Raw genomic sequence first — 25,461 nt, 5'->3', positions numbered from 1 at the left:
GGACGGTACACCCGCACCGGCCTGGCCTTGGTTGCAAAAGGCGCATCGGCGGCAAAAATGGTTCTGGCCGTTTTCCCGCACGAATCGGACGCTAATCGCGATAGGAACGAACTGCCAGGACAGAGCGCACCGACGGAGAGAAGGCGACCAACCAACGTGCCTGACGAACCCTCGGATACTAGTACTACAGCCGGTTGTTCACGTGACGTGATGGCGGCTGGCTCGTTACTCCATTCGTGGGAGTGATGCTGCCGCCAGGTGCGGTGCCGACGGGCGAGTTGAGCGAGGCCGAAGTCCGTTCAATGGAGGGTGAGTTGGAGGCGTTGTGTGCCTCGGTGGACGATGTGTTCGCCCGCCCGGCCTCGCGGGAGAACCTGCGGGCGATGATGCGCGGGCTGCTGGCTGAGGTGCCGCGCAAGAACCTGTGGCAGCTGGCCGAGTTCGCCGGTCAGCCCAACCCCGACCGGCTGCAGGGATTCCTGGCCAAGGCGGCGTGGGACGCGGACGAACTGCGCGACCGGGTCCGGGACTATGCCGTCGCCGCCCTGACCGCCCCGGATGCGGTACTCATCGCGGACGAGACTGGCGACATCAAGAAGGGCACCTAATGCCGATATCGGCATTAGTCGCCTTATGACGTCTGGTCAGTAATGCCGCGGCGAGGCCAGCGTGCTGGCGTTTCTTTCGAGTGGTCTCGTCATAATTTCGGCCTGTCTCAGTCCGGTCCCGGGCATTTCGTCGTCGGGGAAGCGATCGAGGGAGGGCTGGGGATGACCAGGATCGTCGTGATGGGGCCGTTGGCGGGTTACGAGGCCGGGCTGCGGCTCAGGCACGGCAGCTGTAGATCGTGATCTTTGGGTTCATGGGGTGCTGTCGGCGTAGGCGTGCCAGCGTTGGTGGCAGGCGCGGGCGCGGTGTTGGTGGCGGCGTCGCCAGGCGGACCAGCGCAGGACGTGGCCGGCGTCCCGGCGGGGCGTGGGGAGGATCAGTAGCCGGAGCAGGCGCAGGAGTTCGAAGCTGCTGAGTGGGACCAGCTCGAGCCCGGCGGGTGTGGGTTCGCCTGCTTCGAGGGCGGTGGCGACGGCGAGGAATGCGTAGGCGACCAGGGCGGCGGTGGACCAGCGGTGCCAGCTGGTCCAGGTGGTGACCTGGCCTTTGTCCAGGCCGACGGTGTTCTTCGCGGCTTGGAAGTCTTCCTCGATCTTCCAGCGCAGGCACACGATGCCCACCAGCCGCGCCAGGCTCGCCGGTATCGGGCTCCAGCAACGGTAGTAGGAGACGGTTCCGGTGTAGCGGTGGCGGCGGGCCAGCAGCACCGAGACCCCGCCTTCCGCGTGGTCGGCGGGGGTGTCGTCGGGGTGGACGTCGAGCATGGCCCAGTCGTAGTCGCGTGCGCCCTTGCTGCCGGTTCCGGTGCGCATCCGCTGCCAGGCCCCCTTGGGGACCAGGGCTTTCGCCTTGGCGGCGGACAGCCTGGCGCCCGAGGGCAGGGTGAGGTGGTGGCTGCTGCGGACCGCGACTGCGTAGCCGAGGCCGAGCCGGCGGCAGGTGGTCCGCAGGGCCTTGGCGCCGTAGACCTCGTCCCCGGCGAAGAAGCTCGCGCGGACCCCGGCGGCGTGCGCCTTCTCCAGCATGGCCTGGGCCTGGGCGGTCTTGGTTGCGAACATCAACTCCTCTGGCACGCCCGTGTGTTCGCGACGCTCCTCGTCGGCGGCCCACTGACGGCCGAGGTAGTGGACGCGGTCGACGATGGTGTGGCCGCGGCTGGTGGCGTAGGTGAGGTGGACGGCGACCTGGCACAGGCCGATCCCGCCGAGCGAGCCGGAGTACTGGTGGGCGGCGCCGACCGCGTCGGTGGAGGACTTCGCGTCGCCGGTCTCGTCCGCGATCAGCACCGCGTCGCCGTCGTCCAGCGCGGCGACGGCCCAGGCGGCGGCCGCGTCCAGCACCGCTTCGTCGTCCCAGCTCGCGCGGGAGAGCAGGTGCTGCAGGCGGTGTGGGCCGCTGTGGCCGATCGCCTCGGCCAGGGTCCAGCAGTTGACGTTCTCCAGTTCCATCAGCAGCCCCTCGGCGAGCTGGCGGAACGTCGAACGCGTCTCCCGGCGGGGAAAACCGCTGGCCACAGCGCCCATGAGGTCCTCGAAGAGCTCACGGTGCCAGTCATGCGCTATCGTCGGCGCGGCAGCCGCCGCGTACTGATGTTGAGTCACATCTCGTCATGATCGCGGCGGCTGTCCTCATGCCCGCAGACGGCCCCGGCCTCGCTGACCAGGAGCAACACCACCGAGATCACGATCTACAGCTGCCGTGTCACTCACCGTAAAACCACCGGCTGTAGTACTAGTCAGGTACGTACACCAGGGCGTACTTGGCAAACATGCCTGACCACAGATTTCAACCCTAGTACTACAGCCGGTTGTTCACGTGACGTGATGGCGGCTGGCTCGTTACTCCATTCGTGGGAGTGATGCTGCCGCCAGGTGCGGTGCCGACGGGCGAGTTGAGCGAGGCTGATGTCCGTTCCATGGAGGGTGAGTTGGAGGCGCTGTGTGCCTCGGTGGACGATGTGTTCGCCCGCCCGGCCTCGCGGGAGAACCTGCGGGCGATGATGCGCGGGCTGCTGGCTGAGGTGCCGCGCAAGAACCTGTGGCAGCTGGCCGAGTTCGCCGGTCACCCCAACCCCGACCGGCTGCAGGGCTTCCTGGCCAAGGCGGCGTGGGACGCGGACGAACTGCGCGACCGGGTCCGGGACTATGCCGTCGCCGCCCTGACCGCCCCGGATGCGGTACTCATCGCGGACGAGACTGGTGACATCAAGAAGGGCACCAAGAGCGCCGGGGTGCAGCGGCAGTACACCGGAACCGCAGGCCGGATCGAGAACGCCCAGGTCAGCGTCCACCTGTCCTACGGATCCAGCCGGGGTCGGACACTGATCGACCGCGAGCTCTACCTCGGGAGGACATGGGCTGGAACCACCGCCGAACATGAACGGCGCAGTGCCGAGCAGGGCATCCCGCCCGAGCGCGCCACGCAAGTGGCCACCAAGCCGGAACTGGCCCGGCGGATGGTGGAACGCGCCGTGCGGGCAGGGGTCCCGTTCTCCTACTTCCTGGCTGACGAGGTCTACGGCCAGGCCCGCGCCCTGCGTGCCTGGCTGGAGGAACAGCGCATCCGCTACGTGCTGGCCATCCCCAAGGACGAGGCGCTGCCACTGCCCGACGGGCGCACCCGCCAGGCCCGCGAACTGTACGCGGCCGTGCCCGAGGACGTCTTCGAGCGCCGTTCGTGCGCCGACGGCGCCAAGGGCCCGCGCGACTACGACTGGGCCATCGTCCAACTCGCCCACACTGATCTGGAGTTGGAGCGCCACCTGTTGATCCGGCGTTCCACCGTTCCGAACAAGGTGAACAAGAAGACCGGCGAACTGGTCCGCGAGGTCGCCTACTTCCTGTGCCACGCCGACCCCGGCACCACCCTGGCCGCCCTGGTGACCGCCGCCGGGCAGCGCTGGATGGTCGAGGAGTCCTTCCAGGTGGCCAAGGGCCAGGTCGGACTCGATGAGCACGAGGTACGCAAATGGTGCTCGTGGTACCGGCACACCACCGTATGCATGCTCGCCATGGCCTTCCTGGCCGACGTCCGGAGCCGGCTAATACCGCACCGTCCACCGACAGTCGACCCCCGACCGTGAACGAGATCCGCCGCCTGTACGACCGCATCGTCCAGGCACCAGTGCGCACCGCCCGCACCTGGCTGACCATGCACTGGCACCGCTGGCGCACCCGCCACCAAACCCGGGCCCGCCACAGCCACTACCGCACCCGAACCGCCCGCGCTCACTCACCGTAAAACCACCGGCTGTAGTACTAGATAACGGGTACTTCCGCGAAGAGTACGACGCCGAGCCGACCGTCATCACCTTTCAGAACGGCGCATACGGACTGCTGCAGCTCTGATCGAGCCCAACCCGCTGAACGCCGAGGAGGTTAAAGCACAAGCCGAGAAGCAGGTCAGCAACTTCAAGTGATGGTTCGGCAGCGCGCTCCGGGACGCCCCGGAGCATGCCGGACGCCGCGGGCCTCGACATCACCCCCCTGGGACATGACCTTCATCACCTGCCAGGGGCAATCGCTCGGTTGAAAGGGACAATACGTCGGCCGCGAGCGCGACACAGCAGCGAAACCGAGAGCCGTGGTAATGCGACACGACCTGCGGGGGACACAGCGGATGCCGCGATACAGAGCGTACCGAGTCAGCGGGCCACGAACTCCTTGGTCCAGAAGTTTCGGTAGATCAGCTTCCGCGATACCTCCATCAGGTATGAGAGGGCCTGCACCTCGATCTCCGTGAGTTCCGGGTGCCAGATATCGAACAGCAGTACTGCGCGTCCGGAACGGCTCTCGTTCCACACCTCATGTACGTAGGAGTCGTCGAACACGAAGGCCTTGCCCGCCTGCCACCCCCGCGACTCGGCGCCGACCTGCATCCGGCAGCCTTCGGGGACGACCAGCCCCAGGTGGCATCGCAGGTGAGCATTGGTGAAGCCAGTATGTGCCTCTACATGCGTACCCGGGTCCATCACTGAGAAGTAGGTCATTCCGCAACCCAATGCCCCGGGGATCGGTTCAAGCGCTGCGACGGTTTGCGGGCACCGGGCGATGTTCCGAGGAAACGACTTGGCTGCACTGTAGAGGTAGTGCGCCGACCAGCGCCCTCGGTCTGCGCGCTCGGACGGGCTGGACAGGGTCCTGCTGCCGATAAGACCGCCAAGACTCTCGAACTCGGCGATGATGTCCGCGGTGGCGGCCTCCAGGGAAGCCAGCCAGGGGAAGGCATCGCCGTCCCACCACGGGGTCGCCGACAGTCCGGGTATGTAGATGCTCGGTTCCTGTCCGCGGCGGGCGTACTGGCCGACCTCGTCGCGGGTCGAAATCCTCATTCCGTCCAAGACTCGCTGGACGGAGACGCGATCGACTTGTTGCCGCTCAATCCACTGTTCAAGGTAAGCGGGACATTCAGTAAGCCACGGCTGCATGACGACTCCTAGGATCGGTAATGGCGCTAGAGGAAGCGGTTCAACCGGCCAAAATCGTGTTGAATGCCTCGCGCGCAGCGGTCCGATACAGTTCGTGTTTGGAGCTTTTGGAGACGAAACCGGTGAGCGAGTGGCGCAAAGTGTCCCCGGCCGTAGGGTCCACCCTGCTGATCGTGTGAATGGTGCCGGACCGCACTAGGACGAGGCGGTTCGGTTTGGGCACGATGGCCAGTGGGCTTGTCTCGCTCCGCTCGATTCGCTGCTCCATCCGTAGCACCACGTCGTCCTCGGCAGGTTCGTCCGGCTCGGCGGCTGGCGGGTCCACGTCCAGGAGCTTCAACTCGCCGCCCCAGGATGGCCGCCAACGGTCGTGGAGGAAGAGGATGAACTCGCCGCGCCGACCGCGACCGGCGTCGTTGTGCCACCCGAGGCGGCTGCCGGCCGGGTACTTCCAGAATGCGAAGGCGATCCGGTCCCAGTCATCGCCAGGCGAGCCGAAGAAACTGCGCTGGTTGTGGACCATCTGTGCGAGTTCCTCGTAGACCCTCGGTCGGCCGCCTGCCCCGTCCATCCCGAGTTCCTCTGTGAACCGGGCGCCCTTGGAGCGGTAGGCGGGACCGTCCTCGGTCGAGATGACGCTTTCCCGCCGGGTGAAACTGCTGTGCTCCATGAGGCCTTGAGCCGAAGCAAAGTCCCGAACGCTCAGGAAGTCGTCGAGGACGACGAATCGCTTCCCGCGCTGCACTTCTTTCACGCTGCCACCTCCGGGTGTTCATGGTCGCTGGGGTCCTGCGGCGGTTGCTCTGGCGGCGAACACGGCCTCGCCCCAACCGGCGACGCAGCGCTGCTCGGGCGTCACCAATGTGCCGTCGGGGATCTCAGCGCCGATCTCTTGCTCGATCGCCGTGGCGAGGGCTATCCAGTCCAGCGAGCTGAGGCCGAAAAGCGCCAAGTCGCGGGTGCGCAGCTCGGAATCGCCAGTGAAGTCCTGTGGATCCGGGGCATCGAGGCCTAGAGCGGTCAGGGTCTGAACGAGTCTGTGCGATACCAGTGCATCGCACTCCGCACGCAGTGAGGCTTCCTGCTGGACCGCAGCTTCCATTGCCCGTCGATCGGGCTTGCCCACGGCAGTCCTGGGCAGTGTGTCGACCATCATCAGCCTGGGCGAGGGAACTTGGCTCCGGTGATCGGCCAGGGCTGCCAGCAGGGCATCTCTTTTCGCGTTGCCCTCGACCACGGCATAGAGGTCCTCGGTCTCCGGTGTTGTGCTCCGGGGCAGGACGAAGAGGAACACGTCTGTGACCCCGGGGACCGAGCGCAGGGCCTGCTCCGCGATGTCCGCTCTGATGAATCTGCCGTTCAGGCGGAGCGGACCCCGGATCCGTTCGACGAACTGCAAGTCGCCGTCGCCGTTGTGCTGTACGAGGTCCCCTGTGCGCCACTCGTGAACTGGTTCGCCAAGGCCGCCGAGGTAGCCCTCGATTGGGGCCGCCAGGCGCAGGACGAGTTCTCCCTGGTGCCCTGGCGGTGGCGAAAGGATCTCGACGCCGTGCACTGGCCGTCCCAGGCCTGATTCTCCGAAGAGTGTGCCTCCGGTCTCGGAGCAGCCGTAGCCGCGCAGCAGGGGGAGCCCGAAGCGGGTCTGGAACGCTGCGTTGAGTTCGTCTGAGACTGAACCCGCGCCGGCCATTGCGGCGCGCAGGACAGCCTCGCCCTGGCGGGGGGTACGGACAAGAAGCCGGGCCAGCGGAGCGGTCAGCGCGAGTACTGACACGGCACCCTGGTCGGCCTTGCGTGCGACAGTGCCGGCCCGGATGAGAGGTACCGGGTCGATGTCGCATCCGGAGAGCAGCGCGGCGAAGGCGACTCCCCAGCCGAAGGAGTGTGTCAGCGGTACCGGGACCGCGACACGGTCGTCGGGAACGAGAGCCAGGCCCGCCCGATATCCCTCGGCGTCGAGGATCACGCTGGCCGCACTGCGTCGGGCGATCTTCGGGCGGTCGGTGCTGCCTGAACTGAGGTGGAGCACTGCGGTGTCGTCCAGGCCGACCGGTACGTCGCCGCCTTCGCGCCGTGGAGTCACGTCCAGGTCGCACGTGATGCGGCAGGCGTTGGGAAAGGCATCGGTGTCCGCACTCGTGCTGGGCAGCACCATGGGAACGGTGTCCATTTGCCACGCTGCCAGGTTGGCCAGGAGTAGTTCCCGGCCTTGAAGTCCGCTCAGCACCACGACGTCTCCTGCCTTAACCTGTGCTCGGGAGAGCCGGTGCGTCAAGGTATGGAAGAGGGAGCCTGGGACGTCCACTGGTTCGCCGTCGATGCGTGCGCCTTGCGCCAGGACACGTGCGAGGAGGGCGCGGCGGTTGGCGCTCACGCTACGGTCTCCGGCACCTGCACCTGAGGGGTGCTCTGTGGGATGAGTCGGTTGATCGTGATGATGGGCAGCACGGTGGCGACGCTGCCGACGACGCCGATCCACAGCGTGGGAATCACCCCGATCGCCGTGCCCAGCCAGCCCGCGGCCAGAGAGGCCAGCGGCATGCTCCCCCAGACTACGCAGCGAATGGAGGCGTTCATCCGTCCGAGCAGTCGCTTGGGGCAGAGCCGTTGACGCAGGCTAACTTGGGTCACGTTGAATGCCACCGCCCCGATGGTGAGGCCGAATTCTCCGACCAGCAGTACTGCTGAGGCGAGGACTTTGTGGTGCGGGCCGACTGTGGCAGCGAGCGGGCTCGATGCCGTGAAGAAGGCAGCCGTAAGCAGGCCGCCCGCCATGACGGTTCCGACCTCGAAACGATTCCTGAGCTTGGGGGCGATCATCGCCCCCAGCGTTCCGCCGACGGCACCGCTGGTCATGATGAGCCCGAGCACGAAGGGGGCGAGGCTGATGGTGCGCATGACCAGGATTGGGACCAGAGTGGCCACCACCGTGGCAAAGAAGTTGGATACCCCCATGGACACCGCCAATCGCTTGATCACCGGCTGGTCTCGGACGAAGCGGAGCCCCTCCGCAATGTCTGCTGCCAGGTGATTGGCGTCTTGGCCCCTTGGTGGGGACGGCTGCTCGTCGTCCTTGGTCACGGTCAAGCAGAGGAAGCTTGCCAGGTATGACGCGGAGTCCGCGATCAGCATGGCGGGGGCGCTCACCACCTGCATCAGGAAGCCGGCGAGTGCAGGTCCAGCGAGCGTGGTCACCTGGGCGCTGGCTTCCAGCCGGGCATTGGCAGGCGCAATATCGTCATCGGGCACAAGGATCGGTACGTAGGACTGGTAGGCGATGTCGAAGAAGACGGTCACAACTCCGACCACGACCGCGGACACGTAGAGCACTCCCATGCGCAACCCTCCGGCGAACCAGAGGGCAGGGACTACGAGCACCGCTACGCACCGAAGGAGAGCTGCCCACATCATGGTTCGGCGCTTGAGCAAGCGGTCCACCCAAGCACCGGCCGGCAGGCCGACTAGTAGGTAGCACACTGTGGACGCAGCGGCGAGGATGCCCACCTGCTCGCTGCCCGCGTGCAGGAACTCGACAGCGGTCACGGACATGCCCAGCGCGCCGATCCGGGCGCCGAACTCTGACAGAGTCTGTCCGAACCAGAACCGCCGGAAGTTCGTGGATGACACGGTGTACGTGGTCACAGTGCCCGCCTCGTCCCGCTGGCGGCGACGGGTGCCTCCTCGTCCAGGAACACCGATCCCCTGCTGCGCAGGCCTGCTGCCTGAAGCAGGCTCTCGGCGTGTTGCTTCCTCACCACGTACCGGTCCTTTCCATAGATCAGATAGCGCTTCCGGTTGGTGTCACCGGTGAAGTTGATCGTCATCACGTTGGCGCCTGCCGCGAGCCCCTTCGTCTGCCCTCCTGAGGAGGTCTTCTCCAGGGCACTCACCGAGGGTATGAGTAGCCCAGGCCGGTGCAGCCGGAGGCAGGCGAGGGCGTTGAGGGCCAGGTCATTGCTCCCTGCGGGAGACAGCTCCAACGGGGTGTTCGGTGCGGGGACAAATGGGCTGACACTACACATGTGCACCCCGAGCGAGGCTGCCAGCTCGATGTCGTCCACAATGCTGTCGACTGTCTGACCGGGCAGGCTGGAGATGATCCCGGTGCCCACGCGGTACCCCAGATCAAGTAGATCGCGCAGGCAGCGCAGACGCTCGTGCAGCGGCTCTTGCCGTAGCTGTTCGTGCAGGACAGGATCGCTGGTCTCGTGCTTGAGGATGTAGCTGGTCGCCCCCAGTTCCCGGAGGCGCTCGTACTGTCCCCTGCGCATGTTTCCCAGGTTGAGCAGGACCTCTACGCGTCCCTCGTAGAGTGCGCGGATGCGGGGGATGGCGTCCTCCAGCGCCGTCAGATTGCGCGGCGTCTCACCACCTTGGAGCAGGATGACGTCGATCCCCGCCGCGCGGATCTCGATCGCCCGTTCCAAGATGTCATCTGCGGTCATGAAGTAGCGCTCATTTTGAGCAGTGTTGTCGCGGCGCATGGGGCAGTACACACAGTTGACCCGGCACACGTTGGTGATCTCTATCACCCCCCGCAGGACCGCGCTGCCCCCGAAGTGCTTTTCCCGCAGATGGCGGGCCTCCGCGAAGAGCTCCTCCTGGGCAGGCCCCCTGGCAGTGAGAAGCTTGCGTATGTCAGATCGAGTCAGCATGGGCACACCTAGTCTCGTATCGGTCCATCAGGCATAGGGCGAGGGGACGGGAATGCGGAGCACCTGTTCTGCCGTCAGCTCCGGGTCGGCGTGCTCACGGAAAGAACTGAAAACCGTCGCTAGGTCCGGTTCGAAGCGCAGTGAGGTGGAGACCCCATTGACCAAGACTGTGATCTCCGATCCGCTCCGGAACTGGTCGCTGCGTAGATAGAGCGTCACCTCGGCGGCACCGCTGACCTCGATCTCGACCTGGTTGCCCGGGCGCCGCCGAGCGCGAACCTCGCCAGCCTGGTGGGCGGTGATCCCGCTGATGCCCACCCAGTGCGCACGGCCATGGAAGTCCTCCTCGGCCCGGTGCCGGAGCACAGCGGATCCTGTCGCCCGCTTTGCGCCACCGAGCCAGCATTCCAGTCGCTGGAAGAGGCCACTGCCGTCTTCCAGGCCCAGGGTCTCCAACCTGTGCTGACCGTCGGGCACCTCGACGTAGCAGGCGTCCGCGTGGCCCAGCGCTCGCAGACTCCTGACGGACTCCCGATCGAATCGAGCCGGTATCTGTTCGTCCTTGCCTCCGTGGACCACGAACAGTGGCAGTGGCAGCACGTTCGGCAGCAGGCTGCGCGCTCGTCGATCGGTTCCGAACGACTCCCAGACCGAAAGCGCCCCGTTAACGGGGGCGATGGCCGAGAAGGAGTGCCAGAAGCGCATCCCGAGGTTCCAGGTTGCCAGACCGCCCATCGAGACACCGGTAAGTGCGCATCGGTTCGAGTCCACCCCCAGCTCGGTCCTCGCCCAGCGAAGGGCCGCCAGCGGGAAGTCCCGGCCGGCCATGTCCCATTGCGGCATCCGGAAGCGGTTGCCGAAGAGTCCGGCCAGATCGAGGTTGGCCGTCGTCCGCTTGGGCAGTTGCGCACTTGGGCACAGGACGGCCATCGACAGCCGGTCCCCGAGAGCCGCGAATCGAGGCAGCAGTTGGTCACCGCTGCCTCCGGCGCCGTGCAGGACGATGAGCGCGCCGAGGCGCCTACCCGCAGGCCGGGAGGGCACGTGGACGGCCATGGCGGTCCGGCGCCCCCACTCGTCTGTGAGTTCCACCGTGCCATCCCAGGCGGAGAATCCTCCCTCATCAGCCTGGCTGAGCAGTTCCCGCAGTGCAGCCGCATCCGTGTTCCGTCGGCGTAGGCTGTCTAGCCCGGCCTGGGCGTCGTCCTGGAGACAGAGCGAGCGCGCTTCATGCGGCGTCAACAGCGACCGTCCTGCCTTCTGGATCGGAGGCGGAGTGAAAGTCCAAGAAGCCGAGGCGGACTGGTGTCCGACTGAGCCGCCTCGCGTTCGACCTCGTCAGTGCCAGCGCCGCCGACAGGTCTGCCGCAGGCAGCGGAAACTCTACAAAGCCAGCCCCGGTCGCTTGGGCCAGTGGCCGCAACTGGGCTGCCAGTGTGGCAAGATCCGCGATAGTGGGAGAAGGGAAGCCGCTCAGTACGAGGCGGTGCCGGTCGTGCACCCATTGCACCGTGCCAGAAATCCCGTCTCCCAGCATGTCGGTCACCAGCGGTGCCCTTGAGCCGGTACCGGACTGCCCGAACGCGACAGTGCCACAGCTGGCGGCTGTTACGGTGCTCGGCCCGATGCAGTCCGGAAGAGGTACCTCAAAGCGGTGGACTAACAAGCCAGTCGCCTGCAGCCGGAGCATCCGGGCGAGCCCGGCTTCCGGCCGGTGCGGCTCCACCCACGCGAGGACACCTCGATAGCCGGCGTCGCGGGCCGTGTCGCGCAGGCGGAAGCCCAGCTCCAGTGCGGCCCCGCTGCCGCGCAGCGGCTCGTCTACGAAGACACCCTTGAGCAGGAGCCTGTCTCCCCACCGCATACTGCGATGAACTGCACCAAGAACGCCGGATTGCGTGGTGACGCCCAGCCAGAGGTAGTCGTCCCCGTTGGCCAACTCCCTTGCCAGCGTGGGAGCATCGAGCCCTTCGAGATCGGCGATCCGAAGGATCTCTTCGGCGTCATCCTGCCTCAGCCGACGCACGCGACCGATACTCATGGATCTCCACCTCAGTACGAGCGTTCAGACGAGCGGCAGTTGCCGGCTCAGGGCCAGGTAAGGAAACTCCGTGGGCGCTGCGCCCGCCGGGTCCTGCGGGAGCGGAATCCTGGTCATTCGCCTGCTGGAGCTTCGAGCGGCCATCAGATTCATCAGTACTCGGGTCGACATGAAGCGACTGTCGAGATCCTCCATGACCCATCCGAAGAGGTCGGGGTCGAACGGGTAGAAGGTGGGGCTGACCAGATCCGCGTCTGGGATGGAGAGCTGCTGGGCCATATGCGTCTGCGGTAGTACCCGGTACCCCAGATGCATGGCCAGCTCGCCCTGCTCCAGGCGGGAGTTGATGTACTGAGCACTGTTGCGAACGCTCTCCCGGGTCTCACCCGGCCCGCCGAAGACGACGTTCACCCGCGCGGGTATGCCGTGCTGCCTGCACCGCTCCAGGCACTTGTCGACGTGCCGTGTCTCGAAGCTCTTCCCGAGTAGCCTCATCACCCGATCATCCAGACTGTCGGGGGAGATGACGACGAATTCGACCTTGCTCGCGGCCAGAAGGGCGGCGAACTCATCGTCGAAGGGCTTCGGGGTGAAGTAGGCAGACCAGGTGAGACCGGGCAGCGCCAGGTCAATGATCAGCTGGACGACCTCCTTCGCGAAGCGGAGTTCGCTGTTGAAGATCCCGTCGGTGAAGAAGACTCGGTGTATCCCCGATGCGTGGATCGTGCGCAACTCCGCGCCGATCAGTTCCAGTGGCTTCAGGTCGCCACCGTTGTCGCCGCTGATGTAGGCGTAGGGGCAGTAGACGCAGCCCTGGTAGCAAGTCTTCCGCCGAGTCTCGACCCCGATCATCGCCCCGTCGAAAGCGGTATACGTCTCCATCAGCGGACGTGGATGATCCAACGAATTGACCATGAACCCGCCGTAGCTGCGCCCAGTGATGTTCCGGCCGGCCTTCCGGTATCGGTTCGGAGCCTTGAGGATATCCAGCATGGCCTGCTCGCCGGGACCGACCACCCCCACGTCGAACCCGAGGCGGGGCAGGAGTTGGTCGGCAAACAGGCTGTAGCCGGGCCCGCCGCCGATCAGGAGCGGGGCCGGAGCGTCGCCAAGCGCCGCGCGCACTCGGTCCAGGAAGGCCACGTAGTGCTCGACGTGGCCGTCGCACGCCATGTCGATGGGGTCAATGTTGCGAATGGTGAAGCCGATGGCGTCCCAGGGCTCGCTGACCCAACTGAGATCCTCGGCGGCGGCGGGGTCCTGCACGAAGTCGAACAGGCGCGTGTCGTGCTCCGCACGGTCGAGTGCATCCTGCACACACCGCAGTCCAATCGGGAAGATCGGCTCATTGCCCGGCATCGGGAGGCTAGCCAGATTGACGAGTGCGACGCGGGCCAATTTCTCTCCTCCAGAGGGAATCCATGCGTACGTAAGCTCCCGACCAGGGAGGATGGGCCGCGAGGGCGGCCCATCCTCGTGTGCGGTCAGTCGCAGGACGGGCCCACGATCGCATGCAGGAAGTCGGAGTCCACGAGTGCGAACAGGGACTCGCAGAGCTTGTCGAAGCGGTCCGGGTCGGTCGCCAGGAGGACCTGGATCGCTTCCTTGTCCATCAGCATCCCGGACATGGTGAGCGTGTCCATGGGGTTGTTGGCGAGGTCCCGAGCGAAGCCCTCGTCGTAGCTGAGTCGTCCGATCATGGCCTCGATGGTGAGGGCGGCGTTGTTGGCCTCCGTCATCTGCTCGGCCGAGTACTTGGCAGCCTGCTGGAGCATGCAGTTCTCCTGTTCTTCCCTCTTGTAAGGGATTGGCAAGGGCAGCCCCACAGCGCGGCGAGAAAAATCAACGCTGTGCGCGAAGCAATTACAACCCTGCTTTGAAGCTCGGTCCAGTACATGACATGGACTGACTGAAAATGCCTGACGCCTGGCTGCATTCGACCCCCATGGGCACAGTGAGTAACTAGTATGGGGCCTGTGGTTACTTTAAGTGGCAGAGATGCGTTTGGGTCGTGGAGTATCGCGCGAGCTTTGTCCATTTCCCCCTTTTAGTCGGATTTGGGCATATATATAGAGTGTGTCGCGGGCAAAGCGAAGCGTTCGGAAGGATGAAAAGTCGGATTCGCGCAGCAGTGAATGGTTAGGATTCAGGGGGGGTCTGTGAGCTCGATACGCTGACGGGCGTACCGGAAGTACATATTTCCCTTGCGCTTTTTTCGTGTCGCCGGCACTGTCTTCTCCTTCCTCCTGGCCCGCCCGTGGCACCTCGGCGTCCGGCCGTTGCTGGTCGGCAAGAACCCCGCCGACGCGCCGCTGTACGCGTCGGCGAGCGTGGGGTTGGGTGTGGCTGCCCGTGCGAGCCTGGCTGTCAGAGCGTTTGCGGTCCATGGCTCTTGGTCGCCTGGCGGATGGCGCTCACGACGTTCCCATCTTCGACGAGACGGCCGAAGTGTCGTGCAGCGCTTGGGTGGGGCTGCAGGGCAGCAGCGACGATTTGGGCTGCGTGGCTGGAGAGCTGTTGCAGCTATGGGGAGATTTGGTCCTGAGCCTTCCACTCGTCCCAGGCGCCGTCCCAAGCCATATGCAGCGGACAGTCTCGTCGAGGAGGTCCCATGCTTCGTGCGCAGCGGTCTCGGCGGCGATTGGCGGAGCCAGTCGTCCTGTCGTCCGGGACCTGCGGTGGACCGTGTGGATCGGTGCCCAGGGGAGCGGAGCGGGCCCGTGCGCGGGCCCGGCACGGTACCAGGAACAGGCCGGATGCAGGGAACATCGATGAAGGGCCGCCGATCGGGGCCGTGAAGGTTGCAACCTTCCGAAATGCAGGTCGCACGGGGTGCGCCCAGGGGTAGAGCTACTACGGACGCAATGGCTTGGGAGGTGGCCCTGTTGCGGGGAGACTGCGCGCGGAGGGAAGTGGGCGGGGCGTCCATCGGCGGGGAGGATCGGACGGCCGCAGAGCTGGCCGTGCGGGGAGACGAGGACCGGCTCTGGCCCGAGCGGATCGGCCCGGGCGACCGGCTTCTGCTTGACGATCTCCTGTGGACCGTGCGAGGCATCGACGGCCCCCGGCTGGTGCTGGAAGACGAACAAGGCGGGAAACGGGAGTCGACGCTCCTGCGGGTGCTGGCAGCCGGCGCGCAGTTCGCCGACGCGGGCACGACGGAACCCGCCTCGGCACGGGACCGATTGCCGACACCGGGCAGTGCGGCGTGGGCCAAGGCCCAGTTCTGGGAGCGGCACATCCTCGAGGTGATCAGCGGACGGCAGAGCGGGGCAGGCGCGCCGGGGGTGCCGCGCCCCGGCTACGACGTGCGGGCGACCACGCTGGAGCAGCGTGAGGCCACGAAGGCTGAGGAGCTATCACAGATGCCCTGGCCCGGGGCCGTGTCCGCGCGGACGGTACGCCGCAAGCGGCTGCGCTACCAGGCCCAGGGCCTTCGCGGGCTGCTGGATGGACGCGTCGGGCGTACGGAGGCCAACGGTGCCCGGGTCAACCCCGTCATCCTGGAACTGCTCTATACCCAGGCCCTGGAGAGGACGCCGGGCCGGATCTCCGCGGAGCGCCTGCACAGGTTCCTGGTCGACGAGGTGCAGCGCAACCATCCCGACCTGGTCGGTGCGGTGCCGTCGCGTTCGACGATCCGCCGGATCATCGGAAAAGCAATCGCAGCAGACCCCCGGTCGATCCGTCGTGGGGCATGGGGGCTGAGTACGCAGCAGGAGCGGCGCCGTCCAGGCGAGCTGGTGGAGGTGGACGCCCTGCTGTTCGACCTGCGCACCCCTGGGGGCGGGCGCGTCCCGCTGAAGCTGACGGTGGCCGTGGACACGGCCACCTCCCTGCTCCTCGCGGCTGTAGTTCATCTCCCCTCGTCGCTTCCGGACGCAATGGCGCTGCTGGTGCGTATGTGCACGCCCCGGCAACTGATTCCCGGTGTTGAGGAATCCGGTGATCCGGCGGCGCTGGAGCGCTCGTACGTCCGCCCCCGTCGGCTGGTGCTGGACCGCGGACCGCTTGCCCGTTCGACGGCCCTGCGCTCGGCCTGCCGTGGGCTGGGCCTGGACCTGGTGGTGCGGGGCAAGCTCGCCTCGGCGGACAGGCCGAGGCCGGAGCAGGCGGCGTTTCGGCTGCGGCCGGCGCTGGAGACCGCGTTGAAGGCACAGAGCCTGTGGCCAGGCCTCCCGGAGCCGGAGGATTCCGAGGCGGTTCGGGTGGCGGTGCAGTGCTTCGTGGACCGGTGGATTCCCGCGGTGTGGCAGCCGACAGTGGTCCGGGACCCCGAGACCCTGCCCGGCCGCAGCGGACGGGGCCGGTCCAGCGAGGTGCCCTATGTCGATGTGCCCTATCCGCCGCAGGACACGTTGCCGCTGTTGCCCTCGATGTGGCGCCAGGTCACCCACTACGGTGTGAACGTGCGGGGACGGCGCTACGACGGTGCCGTCCTGGACCGGCTACGGCCATCGCCCGGGCGGCAGGCCGCGGAACAGGCGGGCAGGGTGCGCGTTTCCGTCGATTCCACCGACCCCGAGCGGGTGTGGATCCAATTGCCGCAGCAGGGCTGGGCTGCGATCCCGCAGGTCGGTCAAGCGTCGTCCCGCCGTCCGGCGACAGAGCCCTCGCTGCCCCGGCCGCTGCCGACCAGTGCGGTCTCGGGCGGCACGTCGGACACGGCGACCCGGGCCGCTACCCACTCGGGCCCGGTGCTGCCCGGGCAGCAGGCCCGGGCACAGGCCGATGACTTCTGGGGGCCACCGGGCAGCGACGGCTACTGCGCACGGCTGGCCCACCACGCACAGCTGGTGCTCGTGGACACGCCGCTGGCGGAGGCGGTCCGCGAGCGCGCGCAGACGTTGCTGGTGATGAATGTGCTTCAGCGCACCACCGAGGGTCGGCGGCGCGTGCTCCTGGTGACCGGTGCCCCGGGCATCGGGAAGACCACGGCGCTGCGCGCGTTCGCCCGCGGCGTCGAGGAACGGGAGCGGGCCGAAAACCCCGGGCGGCGCGATCTGACTCCGGTCCTGTACACGCAGGTCCGGCCCGGCGGGGGCGTCCGTCAGTACCTGGCCGACGCCCTGCAGTCCCTCGGTGTTCCCGGGGGCCGCCGCTCCACCTGGGATCTGTGCGACCTTCTGCGTGACGAACTGCTGCAGCGCGGCACCAGGGTGGTCATTGTCGACGACGCCGGCTCTCTGGGGCGGCGCGCCGGAGGTGACCTGGAGGTCCTGCGGCATCTGGCCGACCAGGTCCCTGCCCTGTTCATGGTCGCCGCTGTGGGGCTCGACGTCGCGCGTACCCAGCAGGTCGCGGCCCGGTACGACCACGTGCAGGGTGGACCTGTGCCCCCCGGGCCGGCGTGGGAACGTCTGGTGCGCGCACTGGAGGACCAGCTGCGCCTGCGCCACCACCGCCCCGGCACTCTGGCCGAACGGGCCGATCTGCTTCACACTCGCACGCGGGGCGTGGTCGGCGACTTGGTTGGGCTCGTCACACGGGCGGCGATAGAAGTCCTCCAGGACGGCAGCGAGGACCTGGTGCGCCGCCTGGATGAAGGGCAACCGGGGGAGCCCTAGTCTGCGTGGCCTCCGCTGCCCGCTCGCACGTCGACGGGATAAGTCCAACTTCCCTTATCGTTAGTGGAGTTGGGGTTCGCCTTCGCCGGCTCGTGTGCTTCGTCCCGGGTGTGCGGCGGTGCCCGTTCCGGCGGCCCCGCGGCGGGCGGGGCCCGGTCGCGCTCGCTGGGGAGGAGAGGCGCGGGTCGGACCGCTGGACCTGGCTCCCTGACGCTCGCCAGGTGCCAGCTTCAGTAGCACTGCACCGCAGCCGCGTAGGCCGTGCATGCCTGCGACGGTGCCGCGCATCGCGGTGGCGCGGACCGGGCGCGGCAGTGGCAGGGCTGTGTCCGCGAGCGACGGCCGAGAGGCCAGCAATTGTGCACTCTGTAAATGGAAATGACTGGTCATGACCGAACTTGGGCAATAGGGCCGAAGGCCCTCGGGGGTCCATGGGTCGGTTCTACGCTGACGCCATGACCATGCATGCCGAGGGGCCGCCGATTCCGCAGGTGGAGTCTGATCTTCTGGGGCTGGTCATGGAATGCGAACGCTGTATCGAATTCCATGAAGGCCGCATGAAGCGCTTCAAGGAGCGGCGCGATCAGGCCATGTCCGCACTGGAGGCGCTGCGGGGGGCCGCCGGCCTGGTGGCCTCGATCCGCCGCGAGCTTCGCGGGGACACGGAGCCACTTCTGCGGGTAGTCCCCGAACCCGGCCCGGCGAAGGAGCCGAAGGTGATCAAATTCAAGAGGGGCAGCATCTCCGCGTCGATCCTGGCGCTGCTGGAAGCCGACCCGGTCCGGACCGCGCCCTGGAGTGTGGACGAGATCACCGAGGCCCTCGCCAAAGAGGGCCCCACCACCCGGGGCCGGGTCTCGGCCAACCTGGACCACGTCTTCCGGCGCGGCGCACTGGAGAAGGTGCCCGTTCCCGAGGATCCCGAGCACGTCTACTACCGGGTCTGCGCCCCCTGGGCCCTCGTCGACTAGCCGGACCGCGTCTGTCGGTCTGCCGCGCAGACCGAACAGCGATCAAGGAAGGAGAGAGCCGCCCGCCCCGGAAATGGTTTTCGAGGACCCCGGGGCAGGGCGGCGGCCACCCGTAAACAGCTAAGCGCTGGATTACAGGCCTCGTTTGGACATTACCGGCCCCCCGGGCCGGCTGTCCGCCGTTCGGCCGATTCGTCCTGCGCGCGCATCAGAGAGTCGAACGCTCATGCGAATCACGTTCACCCGCGCGGGAAGCACGCACCCGCGGCGCAGTCTCCTCGCCGTCGGCCGCTCCCGCCGCGCCGGCCTCCTGGCCGCGCTTGTCGCCGACCGGTCCCACGGCGCGGCCGCCGTCCTTCGGCTGGCCCTGCTGCGGCCAGTCGAGGTGGTACGGCCAAAGGATCACCCCCAGGGTGTCCTCGAGAGCTCCCACTGTGTACACGTCCAGCCAGACGCTTCCAGCGAGGACGTTGGCGATCACCTGCCGGTTGACCCCGGCCTCCTTGGCCAGCGCGTTCGCGCTCCAGCCGCCCTGCTCCATCGCTTCACCCAGTGCCCGCGCGATTGCCTGCACGATCTGCGCCATCTTCACCGGCTCCATCAGCGCATGCGGCCAGGTGCCGCTGACGATGTATCCGTTCGGGGCTTTGGCACGACGATCTCCTCCAGGCACTTCCCAAGTGTGACCCACGGGCCGCCGCGTGCAGGCTCCCGCCTCACATGCTATTCAAGTGAGAGATCAACGGAAGTGATTTACCGGCAATGCGGCAGGGGTGTCGCGACCCGACCGTCCCCGGCCGGGCATACGCCCAGGTCGCCGCACCTATGGCCTCATGTGGAGGAATTGTGCCCTCATCGCGCCCGCCCCGATCGCAGTCAGCCTCCGGCGTCCTGGTCGTGCCGACCGACCGCCTGCCGGGTCCCCGCCAGCTCCTGATCGCCGGAGCGGTCTGCTGCTCCACTGCGGCCTTCTCCAAGGACGACCTGTCGCGGGCCACCGGGGTTCCCGCCAGTCGCGCCTCCCTCGCGATGAGGTTCCTGGTCGCCAACGGGCTCGCACAGCGCGCCCCCGGGCGCGGGATGTACCGCGCCACCGACGCCGCCGTCGCACTGGCCAGCGAGTGGGACAGCAGCGAGGCGCAGGGCCGGGCGGCGCTGGGCAGGCTATGGCACGCCACGTGGTTCGCTACAGCCGCCAGGACCCGACTGACCTCGGGCCCCGGACCGTGCTTACGTGTAAGCCTGGTCGCACACCTCATGGACCGCGCCCACGTCGACAAGCTCAGACGCGGCGGCGCTGAAGCCCTCGTCGACATCATGATCGCCATCGGGCTGGTGCACAGCGAAGCCGTCGGCTACCTCAGCTGGACCGACGCATCGGCGCCGCGCGGACGCGGCCCGGGGGCCGAGATCCCCACCCAGCGCGCCCATCCGCCCACCGCCCCCGGACCGACAGCGGACACACCGTCCCAGGAGAGCGCCGCAGCCCCCGGCGCACACGCCGAGCCGCCGTACGACCGGCAGGCCCCCACGCAGGACCTGGCGGCCCTGATGACCCGCACTTTCCGCATCGCCGACCTGGCCCAACTCACCGAACGGGAGGTGATCACCCTGCACCGCTCACTGCACGCCATCACCCGTGCCGCCGAACGCCTCCGCGGAACCGAACCGCAGCCGCCGGCAACCGGCGTGACCTGACGTCAAGCAGGCCCGGAGCGCCCATTCCTTGGCCGGACAGCGCCCCGGACCCCCGCATCCACCCACACCAACCGCGGCACAGCCGCAGAAGGGGGGCTTTTGCATGCCCTCGTACGAGCCGAGGAACGATCCCCAAGATAGCGCCGACAACGACGGCGGCGAGCCACCATCGGCAAAGCGCCACCCGAACCAGCCCACCCCTGCCACGATCATGCAGGCCCTCGTGCTCGCGTCGGCGCACTGGGAGACCAAGGTCGCCACCGCAGCGATGAGCCACCAGACGTTCCGCGAGTACGCCCAGATCGGGGAACGCTTCCTGGCCTTCGCCGCGGCCCACGGCATTGTTGACCTCGACCGGGTGACCCCCGCACTCGCGCAGGCGTTCATCCAGGCGCCCGGCCGCGACCGGCATGGCCGACTCATCCCCGTCCCGGCACCGGCCACCTCCCGCCAGCGCTCCTCCGCTCTCGAAGCCCTCTTCCGCTCCAGCCGCATGAGCGGCCTGACCACGGCAGCCCCGCTGTCCGACACCCCCAAGATCCCACGAACACCCCGCAAGGCCGGCACCACGCTCCGGGACCACGACATCGCAGCCATGCGCTTCCACGCCGAGGCGGGGATGCCGGCCACCCGCAACGCATCCCTGCTCGCCCTGGCCGAAGCCGGCCTGACCAGTGCCGAGGTCGCCGCGGCCAGCACCGCCGACCTCGACCTGCCCGGTGCCCGGGTGTGGACGGACGGCACCCACGCCACCGATGCGCGCTACTGCCCGCTGGACTCCTGGAGCGCGCGCGTCCTGGCGATGCGAGCCGACTACCTGACCCGAACCGCCTTGGCCAACGGCCCCCAGCTCCTAGTCACCTCCGCCACTTCCGACTACCGCCGCCAGGCCAGTGTTGGATCCGGCTTCATCGAGATCGCCCGCCACGCGGGCCTGCGCACCAGCAGTCGCACCGTGGTGTTCCGCGACGTCACCCGCTACATCGCCCGCCGCGTCTTCGCCCAGACCGGACAGCTCAGCGAAGTAGCGGCCCGCCTGGGCCTGCGCTCCCTGGAAGTCGCCGCGGCCTACGCCTCCTACGACTGGCCCAACTGCGGAGGCGGGACATCGTGAGCATCCCCACGAGCCAGAAGCCCGGCAAGCGCAAGGCGAAAGCCCCCAGCTACAAGGTCGGCCCGTTTCCCGACGACATCTTCAACTTCCCCTACACGCCCCCCGACAGCCCCAAGGCCGAGGTCGTCACTCTCGACGAACGCTTCGAGTACCTGGTGACCAACCCCCAACTGCACCAGGTCGCCCGCGAGATCCTCCCCGCGCCAGCCGCCGGCGGCGCCGGACGGCCCGCCGAGTACCCCCGCTACATCTACTTCATCTTCCTGTGCGCGATCTCGGTCTTCGGTTCGGCCCGTAGTACCGCAGCCCACCTCGCCCGCCCCATGTGGTGGGGAATGCTCCGCGAAGCCGTGGGCAACTACGCCGGGGAACAGGAAGCCCAGGCCCTCCCGGCCAGTGGCCCCACCCTGAGCCAGTGGAACTACGCCTTTCGTCACTACCTCAAAGCCGTCGTGCCCCAGGCCCGCGACCTCAGCCGTGACGCCTGGATCCAGCAGGCCATCGACGCCGGAATGATGGCGAAAAACCGTAATCGAGGCACCTGGATCCGACCCGAACGTGACCAGGTCATCCATGGCGACGCCACCGTCGCCAAGCCCCCGTCTATGAAAACCCACCCGACCAGCGAAGACAAAGAAACAGGAGAAATCCGAATCCACCGCGTCGACCCGGACGCCACCATGCAGACCGAAGGCGGCGGACGCCGCGTATACGGAAATAAAATGCTTTCCATCGCAATCCGCGCGGCCGACCTCCCGCACAGCCGCATCATCCTCAGTCTGGAATCAGTGCGCAGCAAATCACGCCGACATGACCAGTTGCGCGACGACGAGGGCGCGGCCGTCGTCCGCCTGGTCAAACACATCACCGCCCAGGCTCCCGGACTGCGGGCGATCACCTACGACACCGTGATCCGCGGCGTCCACCGCGCCCCGCTCATTGAAGAGGGCCTCGTCGTCTACTCGCCCCAACACGACGGCATCACCCCGCAACCCGTCCTCGAATACACCGACGGCCCCTGCATCCATATCCTGTACGCAGCAGAAGGCCGCGTCTGCGAACGCCAAGTCACCGTCGACGGGGAAACGCTCTACACGCCACTCCCTGCCCTCGACCTGGAGCCCCGCAAGGTGAAGAGGGCACGCTTCTATCACCTCCTTTCTATCCCTTGCTCCCGCGGTGACCACAAGCTTCGCATTCGGGTCGATGAAACCAAAGAGGACAGAGAAATCGACCCGTCCACCAAAAGAAAGCGCTTCAACCGCACTGAACACCTCCGGCAGATCATTCCTGGAACCAATGCCGGAAGGAGGCTCAAGGGATTCCGCCAAGACAGTGAAGCCCAACACTCCACATTCGACCAGACGTATAAACACAAAGCCGTACCCGCATACGGGGCCGACGCAGCCCTGCTCATCTACATCGGCTTCGCTTGGGTCAACAACTCCATCACCCGAGCCAAGGCCGAGGCCAGGGCCGGCCTGGCGGCCGCCGCATGACGACACCGGCTGCTGATGCCAAGGCAGCCCTGAGCCATCCTCGCCAGACCTCTGAGCTGCTGCTCTCAGGCATCCGAACCTAGCTCCCAGGTCCGCCCGTCGGAGCCGCTACACTTGCCCGGTGGCACAGCTCACGCCGTGCCACCGGGCATGTCTCGTGGGGCGTTCCTGGCATTGCCCACAAGTTGGGCAATATCAGACACATTTCCCGACACATCCCCGCCTCAGTAGCTCAGGGGATAGAGCACGGCTCTCCTAAAGCCGGTGTCGCAGGTTCGAATCCTGCCTGGGGCACTTCTCTGACCAGGTCATAGACCGTCAAAAGCCCAGCTCAGGACGTAAGTCCGGGGCTGGGCTTCTTGCTGCACTACGTTCGCACTACGTCGCCAGTACGTTCGAAATACGGGGCGGCTACACAAGATCATCGCCCAGATATCGCCCATATGATCATGGCCTTGAGCTGCAAGAAAGGCACCCCCGACCAGCGCTGGCCGGGGGTGCGCTTCGTGCCGGAGCCGAGGGGGGTCAGTTCAGCCTGTGCTCCGAGCACGTACTTGGGGAAGATCGGGGCCATGCGCTCCTGGCATATGCTCCCGACGGTAGTGCTGCGGTAGGGGGGTCGTACGGGATTTTTGAGGCGCGCGCTCCCATCAGCCCGGGAGGCGTCCGGCCTCGACCGCCCGCCCAGGCGCATCAAGATCATGTACTGCCGCATATCTGCTGCTGACATTGGATCTTGTCTGGGCAAACGTGGCAAGGGTGCCGACGAACAAGCGACTGACCGACCCCTGGCTGATGAGCCAGAGACTGGCAGTCGGCGACCGGCTACGACGACTACGGGAGTGGCGGAACCTTCGCCAACCCGACCTGGCTGAGCGGGCCGGCCTGAGTCGATACACGGTCTACCGCGCCGAGCTGGGCACGTCCCCCCTCAACGCAGACCACGCGCACCTCTTCGCCCGCGCCCTCAGCGTCCCGGTCGAGTGGCTCTTCGCGGACGACTGGACCCGATCGGACGATCCGTCCGACGTCCCGCAGCCGTAGCGGCCCCTACTCGCGCTCGAGCAACCTGCCGCTCTGCTCAGCAGCGTCGAGGGCCAGAGTGCGCAACGGTTCGCCGCAGCCCCGGTCGAGGATCAGCGCGTAGGCGAGGCACATCCGGCACATCGCATCGCCGCCCTGGACCGGCGTGATCTTCCCGGCCCGCCTGCAGCTGCTGCATTCACCGTCGGCCCATGGTGCCGCGCAGATCGCGGCGGTGTCATCGGTGTGCTCGCGGCTCATCTGGTCCCCCCGGGGAGCTGGGTGTCGTGGAGTGCAGCGGCGAGCCATACGGCCGAGGTGAGGACGCCTGGCTCGGGCAGGTGGAGCCAGCGGACGATGTCTGGGTGCAGGGCGTGGTCGCCTGGGGCGGCGATCCAGTCGCCCCGACGCAGGAGCTGGCAGCCGGTCGGGTAGTGCGAGGTGGAGCCGGTCCGGACGATCCAGTACAGGACACCGGAGCGGTGGGAGTGCAGGACTGGGCCGAGCCGGTTGCGGGTGATCGCACTGCCAAGGAGCCGCTTGGCAGCGGCGAGGCCGAGTGCCTCAGGCGTCCGGACCGCGTCCCAGCCGTAGCCGGCCGCGAGGAGGATCGCGGACATGGCGAACGCTTGGATCGCGTGCTCGTTCAGCAACCAGTCGGCCTGTGGGGCGACCGGGGCTTCCATAGCGCTCATGACGTTCCGCCCCGGTGCTCCGGGCAGGCGACGACAGCCCACACTAGGCTCTGCCCGGGCCGGACCTCGGAGGGGACGTGTCCGAACGGCAGAAGATCGCTATCAGTAAGGCCACACACAATGCAGGCGCGGCCGTGGAGCTGGTCGTCAGTGTAGGCCGGGGACTGCTGAATCTCGGACATGGAGCCTCGTTGCATCGCCAGGTGATCCAATCGCCACTCTGCGTGGCGCGTTGATTCATCGTCGCTCGCTCCCCGTCAGGCAGCCACCAATCAAACCTCAACTAGGGCACAACTTTCCTACCACTTGGCCGTCCTGGGGACTGACGTCGTGCCCAAAAACTGGGACACTCACAGTCATGCCACCTCAACTCAACGGCCGTGTCCCCAGCGAATCCGACCTGGTCACCCTAGGACTCGTCAACCTCGGCCATTTCACGTCCATGCGCGTCGACGACGGGCACGTCCGAGGACTGTCGCTCCACCTGGACCGGCTCGTCGAGAACTGCGCCCAGGTCTTCAACACGCGCCTGGACGTCGAGCGGACCCTAGACCTGATCCGCCAAGCGGTCACCGACGACGGCCGTAGCTCCAGCGGCTCCTACACGATCCGCGTCACCGTCTATGACCCCGGCCTCGAAATGGGCCACCCCGGCAGCGATGCTGCCCCGCAGATCTTCGTGACCACCCGGCCAGCAGCAATCGAGCAGCTCCCGCCGCTGACCGTAGCCGTGGCGGAGTATCAACGCGAGGTGCCCGAGGTCAAGCACATCGGGCTGTTCGCCACCATGTACTACCGGCGCCAGGCGCAGCGCGCCGGCTTCGCCGATGTGCTGTTCGTGGGCGCCGATGGCCTCGTGTCCGAAGGCGCGACCTGGAACATCGGGTTCGTGGACGCCGAAGGGCATGTCGTCTGGCCCAAGGCTGATGTCCTGGACGGCGTGACGATGCGTCTCCTGCAGGAAAATGGCGCGCACATCGTGGCACCGGTGTGCCGCGACGACCTCCGCAGCATGGCCGCCGCATTCGCGACGAACACTTCCATCGGCGTGCGGCCCATCAGCCGTATCGGCACGCTCGAACTCGACGACCAGCATCCGGCCCTGGCCGCCCTCGGCGTGGCCTATGCGAACATCCCCGGCGAACCACTGTTCTGAGGAGATC

22 protein-coding genes and 1 tRNA gene are annotated in these 25,461 nt (G+C 67.1%); 10 read left to right on the top strand and 13 right to left on the bottom strand.

The features are described 5' to 3' along the window. The first annotated feature begins 245 nt into the window (after positions 1-245). A complete protein-coding gene (locus tag BS75_RS17290) occupies positions 246-608 on the top strand; it encodes a transposase (RefSeq protein WP_081982396.1) in 363 nt (120 codons plus the stop codon). Between the two features lie 252 nt (positions 609-860). On the opposite strand, the gene BS75_RS17285 is transcribed toward BS75_RS17290, so the two are convergent. Beyond that, the gene (locus BS75_RS17285) at positions 861-2,210 is read right to left on the bottom strand and encodes an IS701 family transposase (protein WP_034087588.1); all 1,350 of its coding nucleotides are present in this window, start codon (positions 2,208-2,210) and stop codon (positions 861-863) included. A gap of 257 nt (positions 2,211-2,467) precedes the next feature. Here BS75_RS17285 and BS75_RS17280 point away from each other — a divergent pair, with 257 nt between their 5' ends. Beyond that, positions 2,468-3,691 (top strand): IS701 family transposase, encoded by a 1,224-nt coding sequence (locus BS75_RS17280; RefSeq protein WP_081982125.1) that lies wholly within the window; start codon positions 2,468-2,470, stop codon positions 3,689-3,691. Between the two features lie 561 nt (positions 3,692-4,252). On the opposite strand, the gene BS75_RS17275 is transcribed toward BS75_RS17280, so the two are convergent. The 9 genes from BS75_RS17275 to BS75_RS17235 form a co-directional block, all read right to left on the bottom strand. Next, a complete protein-coding gene (locus tag BS75_RS17275; protein WP_052069496.1) occupies positions 4,253-5,035 on the bottom strand; it encodes an aspartyl/asparaginyl beta-hydroxylase domain-containing protein in 783 nt (260 codons plus the stop codon). Between the two features lie 40 nt (positions 5,036-5,075). Continuing rightward, positions 5,076-5,789, bottom strand: a complete 714-nt coding sequence (locus BS75_RS44415) for a 2OG-Fe(II) oxygenase family protein (protein ID WP_052440112.1) — start codon at positions 5,787-5,789, stop codon at positions 5,076-5,078. 18 nt (positions 5,790-5,807) lie between these two features. Beyond that, the gene (locus BS75_RS17265; protein WP_152646239.1) at positions 5,808-7,409 is read right to left on the bottom strand and encodes a class I adenylate-forming enzyme family protein; all 1,602 of its coding nucleotides are present in this window, start codon (positions 7,407-7,409) and stop codon (positions 5,808-5,810) included. Continuing rightward, positions 7,406-8,677: an MFS transporter gene (locus BS75_RS17260; RefSeq protein WP_042440456.1), complete on the bottom strand. Its 1,272-nt coding sequence runs from the start codon at positions 8,675-8,677 to the stop codon at positions 7,406-7,408. Before BS75_RS17260 ends, BS75_RS17265 begins: the two co-directional genes overlap by 4 nt. After that, positions 8,674-9,690, bottom strand: coding sequence for a biotin synthase BioB (locus BS75_RS17255; RefSeq protein WP_052440113.1), 1,017 nt, complete (start codon positions 9,688-9,690; stop codon positions 8,674-8,676). Before BS75_RS17255 ends, BS75_RS17260 begins: the two co-directional genes overlap by 4 nt. Positions 9,691-9,717: 27 nt before the next feature. Continuing rightward, positions 9,718-10,782 (bottom strand): dienelactone hydrolase family protein, encoded by a 1,065-nt coding sequence (locus tag BS75_RS17250; RefSeq protein ID WP_042440459.1) that lies wholly within the window; start codon positions 10,780-10,782, stop codon positions 9,718-9,720. A gap of 136 nt (positions 10,783-10,918) precedes the next feature. Beyond that, on the bottom strand, positions 10,919-11,731 hold the full coding sequence (locus tag BS75_RS17245) for a GNAT family N-acetyltransferase (protein WP_042440461.1): 813 nt from the start codon (positions 11,729-11,731) through the stop codon (positions 10,919-10,921). Between the two features lie 24 nt (positions 11,732-11,755). Further along, positions 11,756-13,129, bottom strand: a complete 1,374-nt coding sequence (locus tag BS75_RS17240) for a B12-binding domain-containing radical SAM protein (RefSeq protein ID WP_042440464.1) — start codon at positions 13,127-13,129, stop codon at positions 11,756-11,758. A gap of 86 nt (positions 13,130-13,215) precedes the next feature. Next, positions 13,216-13,506: a hypothetical protein gene (locus BS75_RS17235; protein WP_034088876.1), complete on the bottom strand. Its 291-nt coding sequence runs from the start codon at positions 13,504-13,506 to the stop codon at positions 13,216-13,218. A gap of 1,089 nt (positions 13,507-14,595) precedes the next feature. Between BS75_RS17235 and BS75_RS17230 the strand changes: the two genes are divergently transcribed. Both BS75_RS17230 and BS75_RS17225 read left to right on the top strand, forming a co-directional pair. After that, positions 14,596-17,298: an AAA family ATPase gene (locus BS75_RS17230; protein WP_034088875.1), complete on the top strand. Its 2,703-nt coding sequence runs from the start codon at positions 14,596-14,598 to the stop codon at positions 17,296-17,298. 455 nt (positions 17,299-17,753) lie between these two features. Next, positions 17,754-18,269, top strand: coding sequence for a hypothetical protein (locus BS75_RS17225; RefSeq protein ID WP_152646240.1), 516 nt, complete (start codon positions 17,754-17,756; stop codon positions 18,267-18,269). A 208-nt stretch (positions 18,270-18,477) separates the two neighbouring features. Here BS75_RS17225 and BS75_RS17220 read toward each other — a convergent pair whose 3' ends face one another. Continuing rightward, positions 18,478-18,942, bottom strand: coding sequence for a helix-turn-helix domain-containing protein (locus tag BS75_RS17220; RefSeq protein WP_231607803.1), 465 nt, complete (start codon positions 18,940-18,942; stop codon positions 18,478-18,480). A gap of 224 nt (positions 18,943-19,166) precedes the next feature. Between BS75_RS17220 and BS75_RS17215 the strand changes: the two genes are divergently transcribed. From BS75_RS17215 to BS75_RS17190, 5 genes are all read left to right on the top strand, one after another. After that, a complete protein-coding gene (locus tag BS75_RS17215; RefSeq protein WP_152646241.1) occupies positions 19,167-19,967 on the top strand; it encodes a helix-turn-helix domain-containing protein in 801 nt (266 codons plus the stop codon). 103 nt (positions 19,968-20,070) lie between these two features. Then, positions 20,071-21,081, top strand: a complete 1,011-nt coding sequence (locus BS75_RS17210) for a site-specific integrase (protein ID WP_231607802.1) — start codon at positions 20,071-20,073, stop codon at positions 21,079-21,081. Further along, positions 21,078-22,580, top strand: a complete 1,503-nt coding sequence (locus BS75_RS17205) for a hypothetical protein (protein ID WP_231607801.1) — start codon at positions 21,078-21,080, stop codon at positions 22,578-22,580. The genes BS75_RS17210 and BS75_RS17205 overlap by 4 nt, the downstream gene beginning before the upstream one ends. 221 nt (positions 22,581-22,801) lie before the next feature. Further along, a tRNA-Arg gene (locus tag BS75_RS17200) sits at positions 22,802-22,874 on the top strand. Between the two features lie 501 nt (positions 22,875-23,375). Then, positions 23,376-23,624 carry a helix-turn-helix transcriptional regulator gene (locus BS75_RS17190; RefSeq protein ID WP_042440498.1) on the top strand — a complete coding sequence of 83 codons (249 nt, stop codon included), beginning with the start codon at positions 23,376-23,378 and terminating at the stop codon, positions 23,622-23,624. Between the two features lie 6 nt (positions 23,625-23,630). Here the strand turns inward: BS75_RS17190 and BS75_RS17185 are convergent, their stop codons facing one another. Together BS75_RS17185 and BS75_RS44410 are read right to left on the bottom strand one after the other, a co-directional pair. Next, the gene (locus BS75_RS17185) at positions 23,631-23,864 is read right to left on the bottom strand and encodes a hypothetical protein (RefSeq protein WP_034088871.1); all 234 of its coding nucleotides are present in this window, start codon (positions 23,862-23,864) and stop codon (positions 23,631-23,633) included. Further along, a complete protein-coding gene (locus tag BS75_RS44410) occupies positions 23,861-24,298 on the bottom strand; it encodes a hypothetical protein (protein ID WP_152646242.1) in 438 nt (145 codons plus the stop codon). Before BS75_RS44410 ends, BS75_RS17185 begins: the two co-directional genes overlap by 4 nt. Positions 24,299-24,656: 358 nt before the next feature. Between BS75_RS44410 and BS75_RS17170 the strand changes: the two genes are divergently transcribed. Then, positions 24,657-25,454 carry an aminotransferase class IV gene (locus BS75_RS17170; RefSeq protein ID WP_034088869.1) on the top strand — a complete coding sequence of 266 codons (798 nt, stop codon included), beginning with the start codon at positions 24,657-24,659 and terminating at the stop codon, positions 25,452-25,454. Positions 25,455-25,461: the final 7 nt, after the last annotated feature.

This window comes from Streptacidiphilus albus JL83 (assembly GCF_000744705.1).
Lineage (GTDB): Bacteria > Actinomycetota > Actinomycetes > Streptomycetales > Streptomycetaceae > Streptacidiphilus > Streptacidiphilus albus.
Note: the sequence above shows the minus strand (reverse complement) of the source record. Positions and strands in the feature narration are given on the sequence as shown.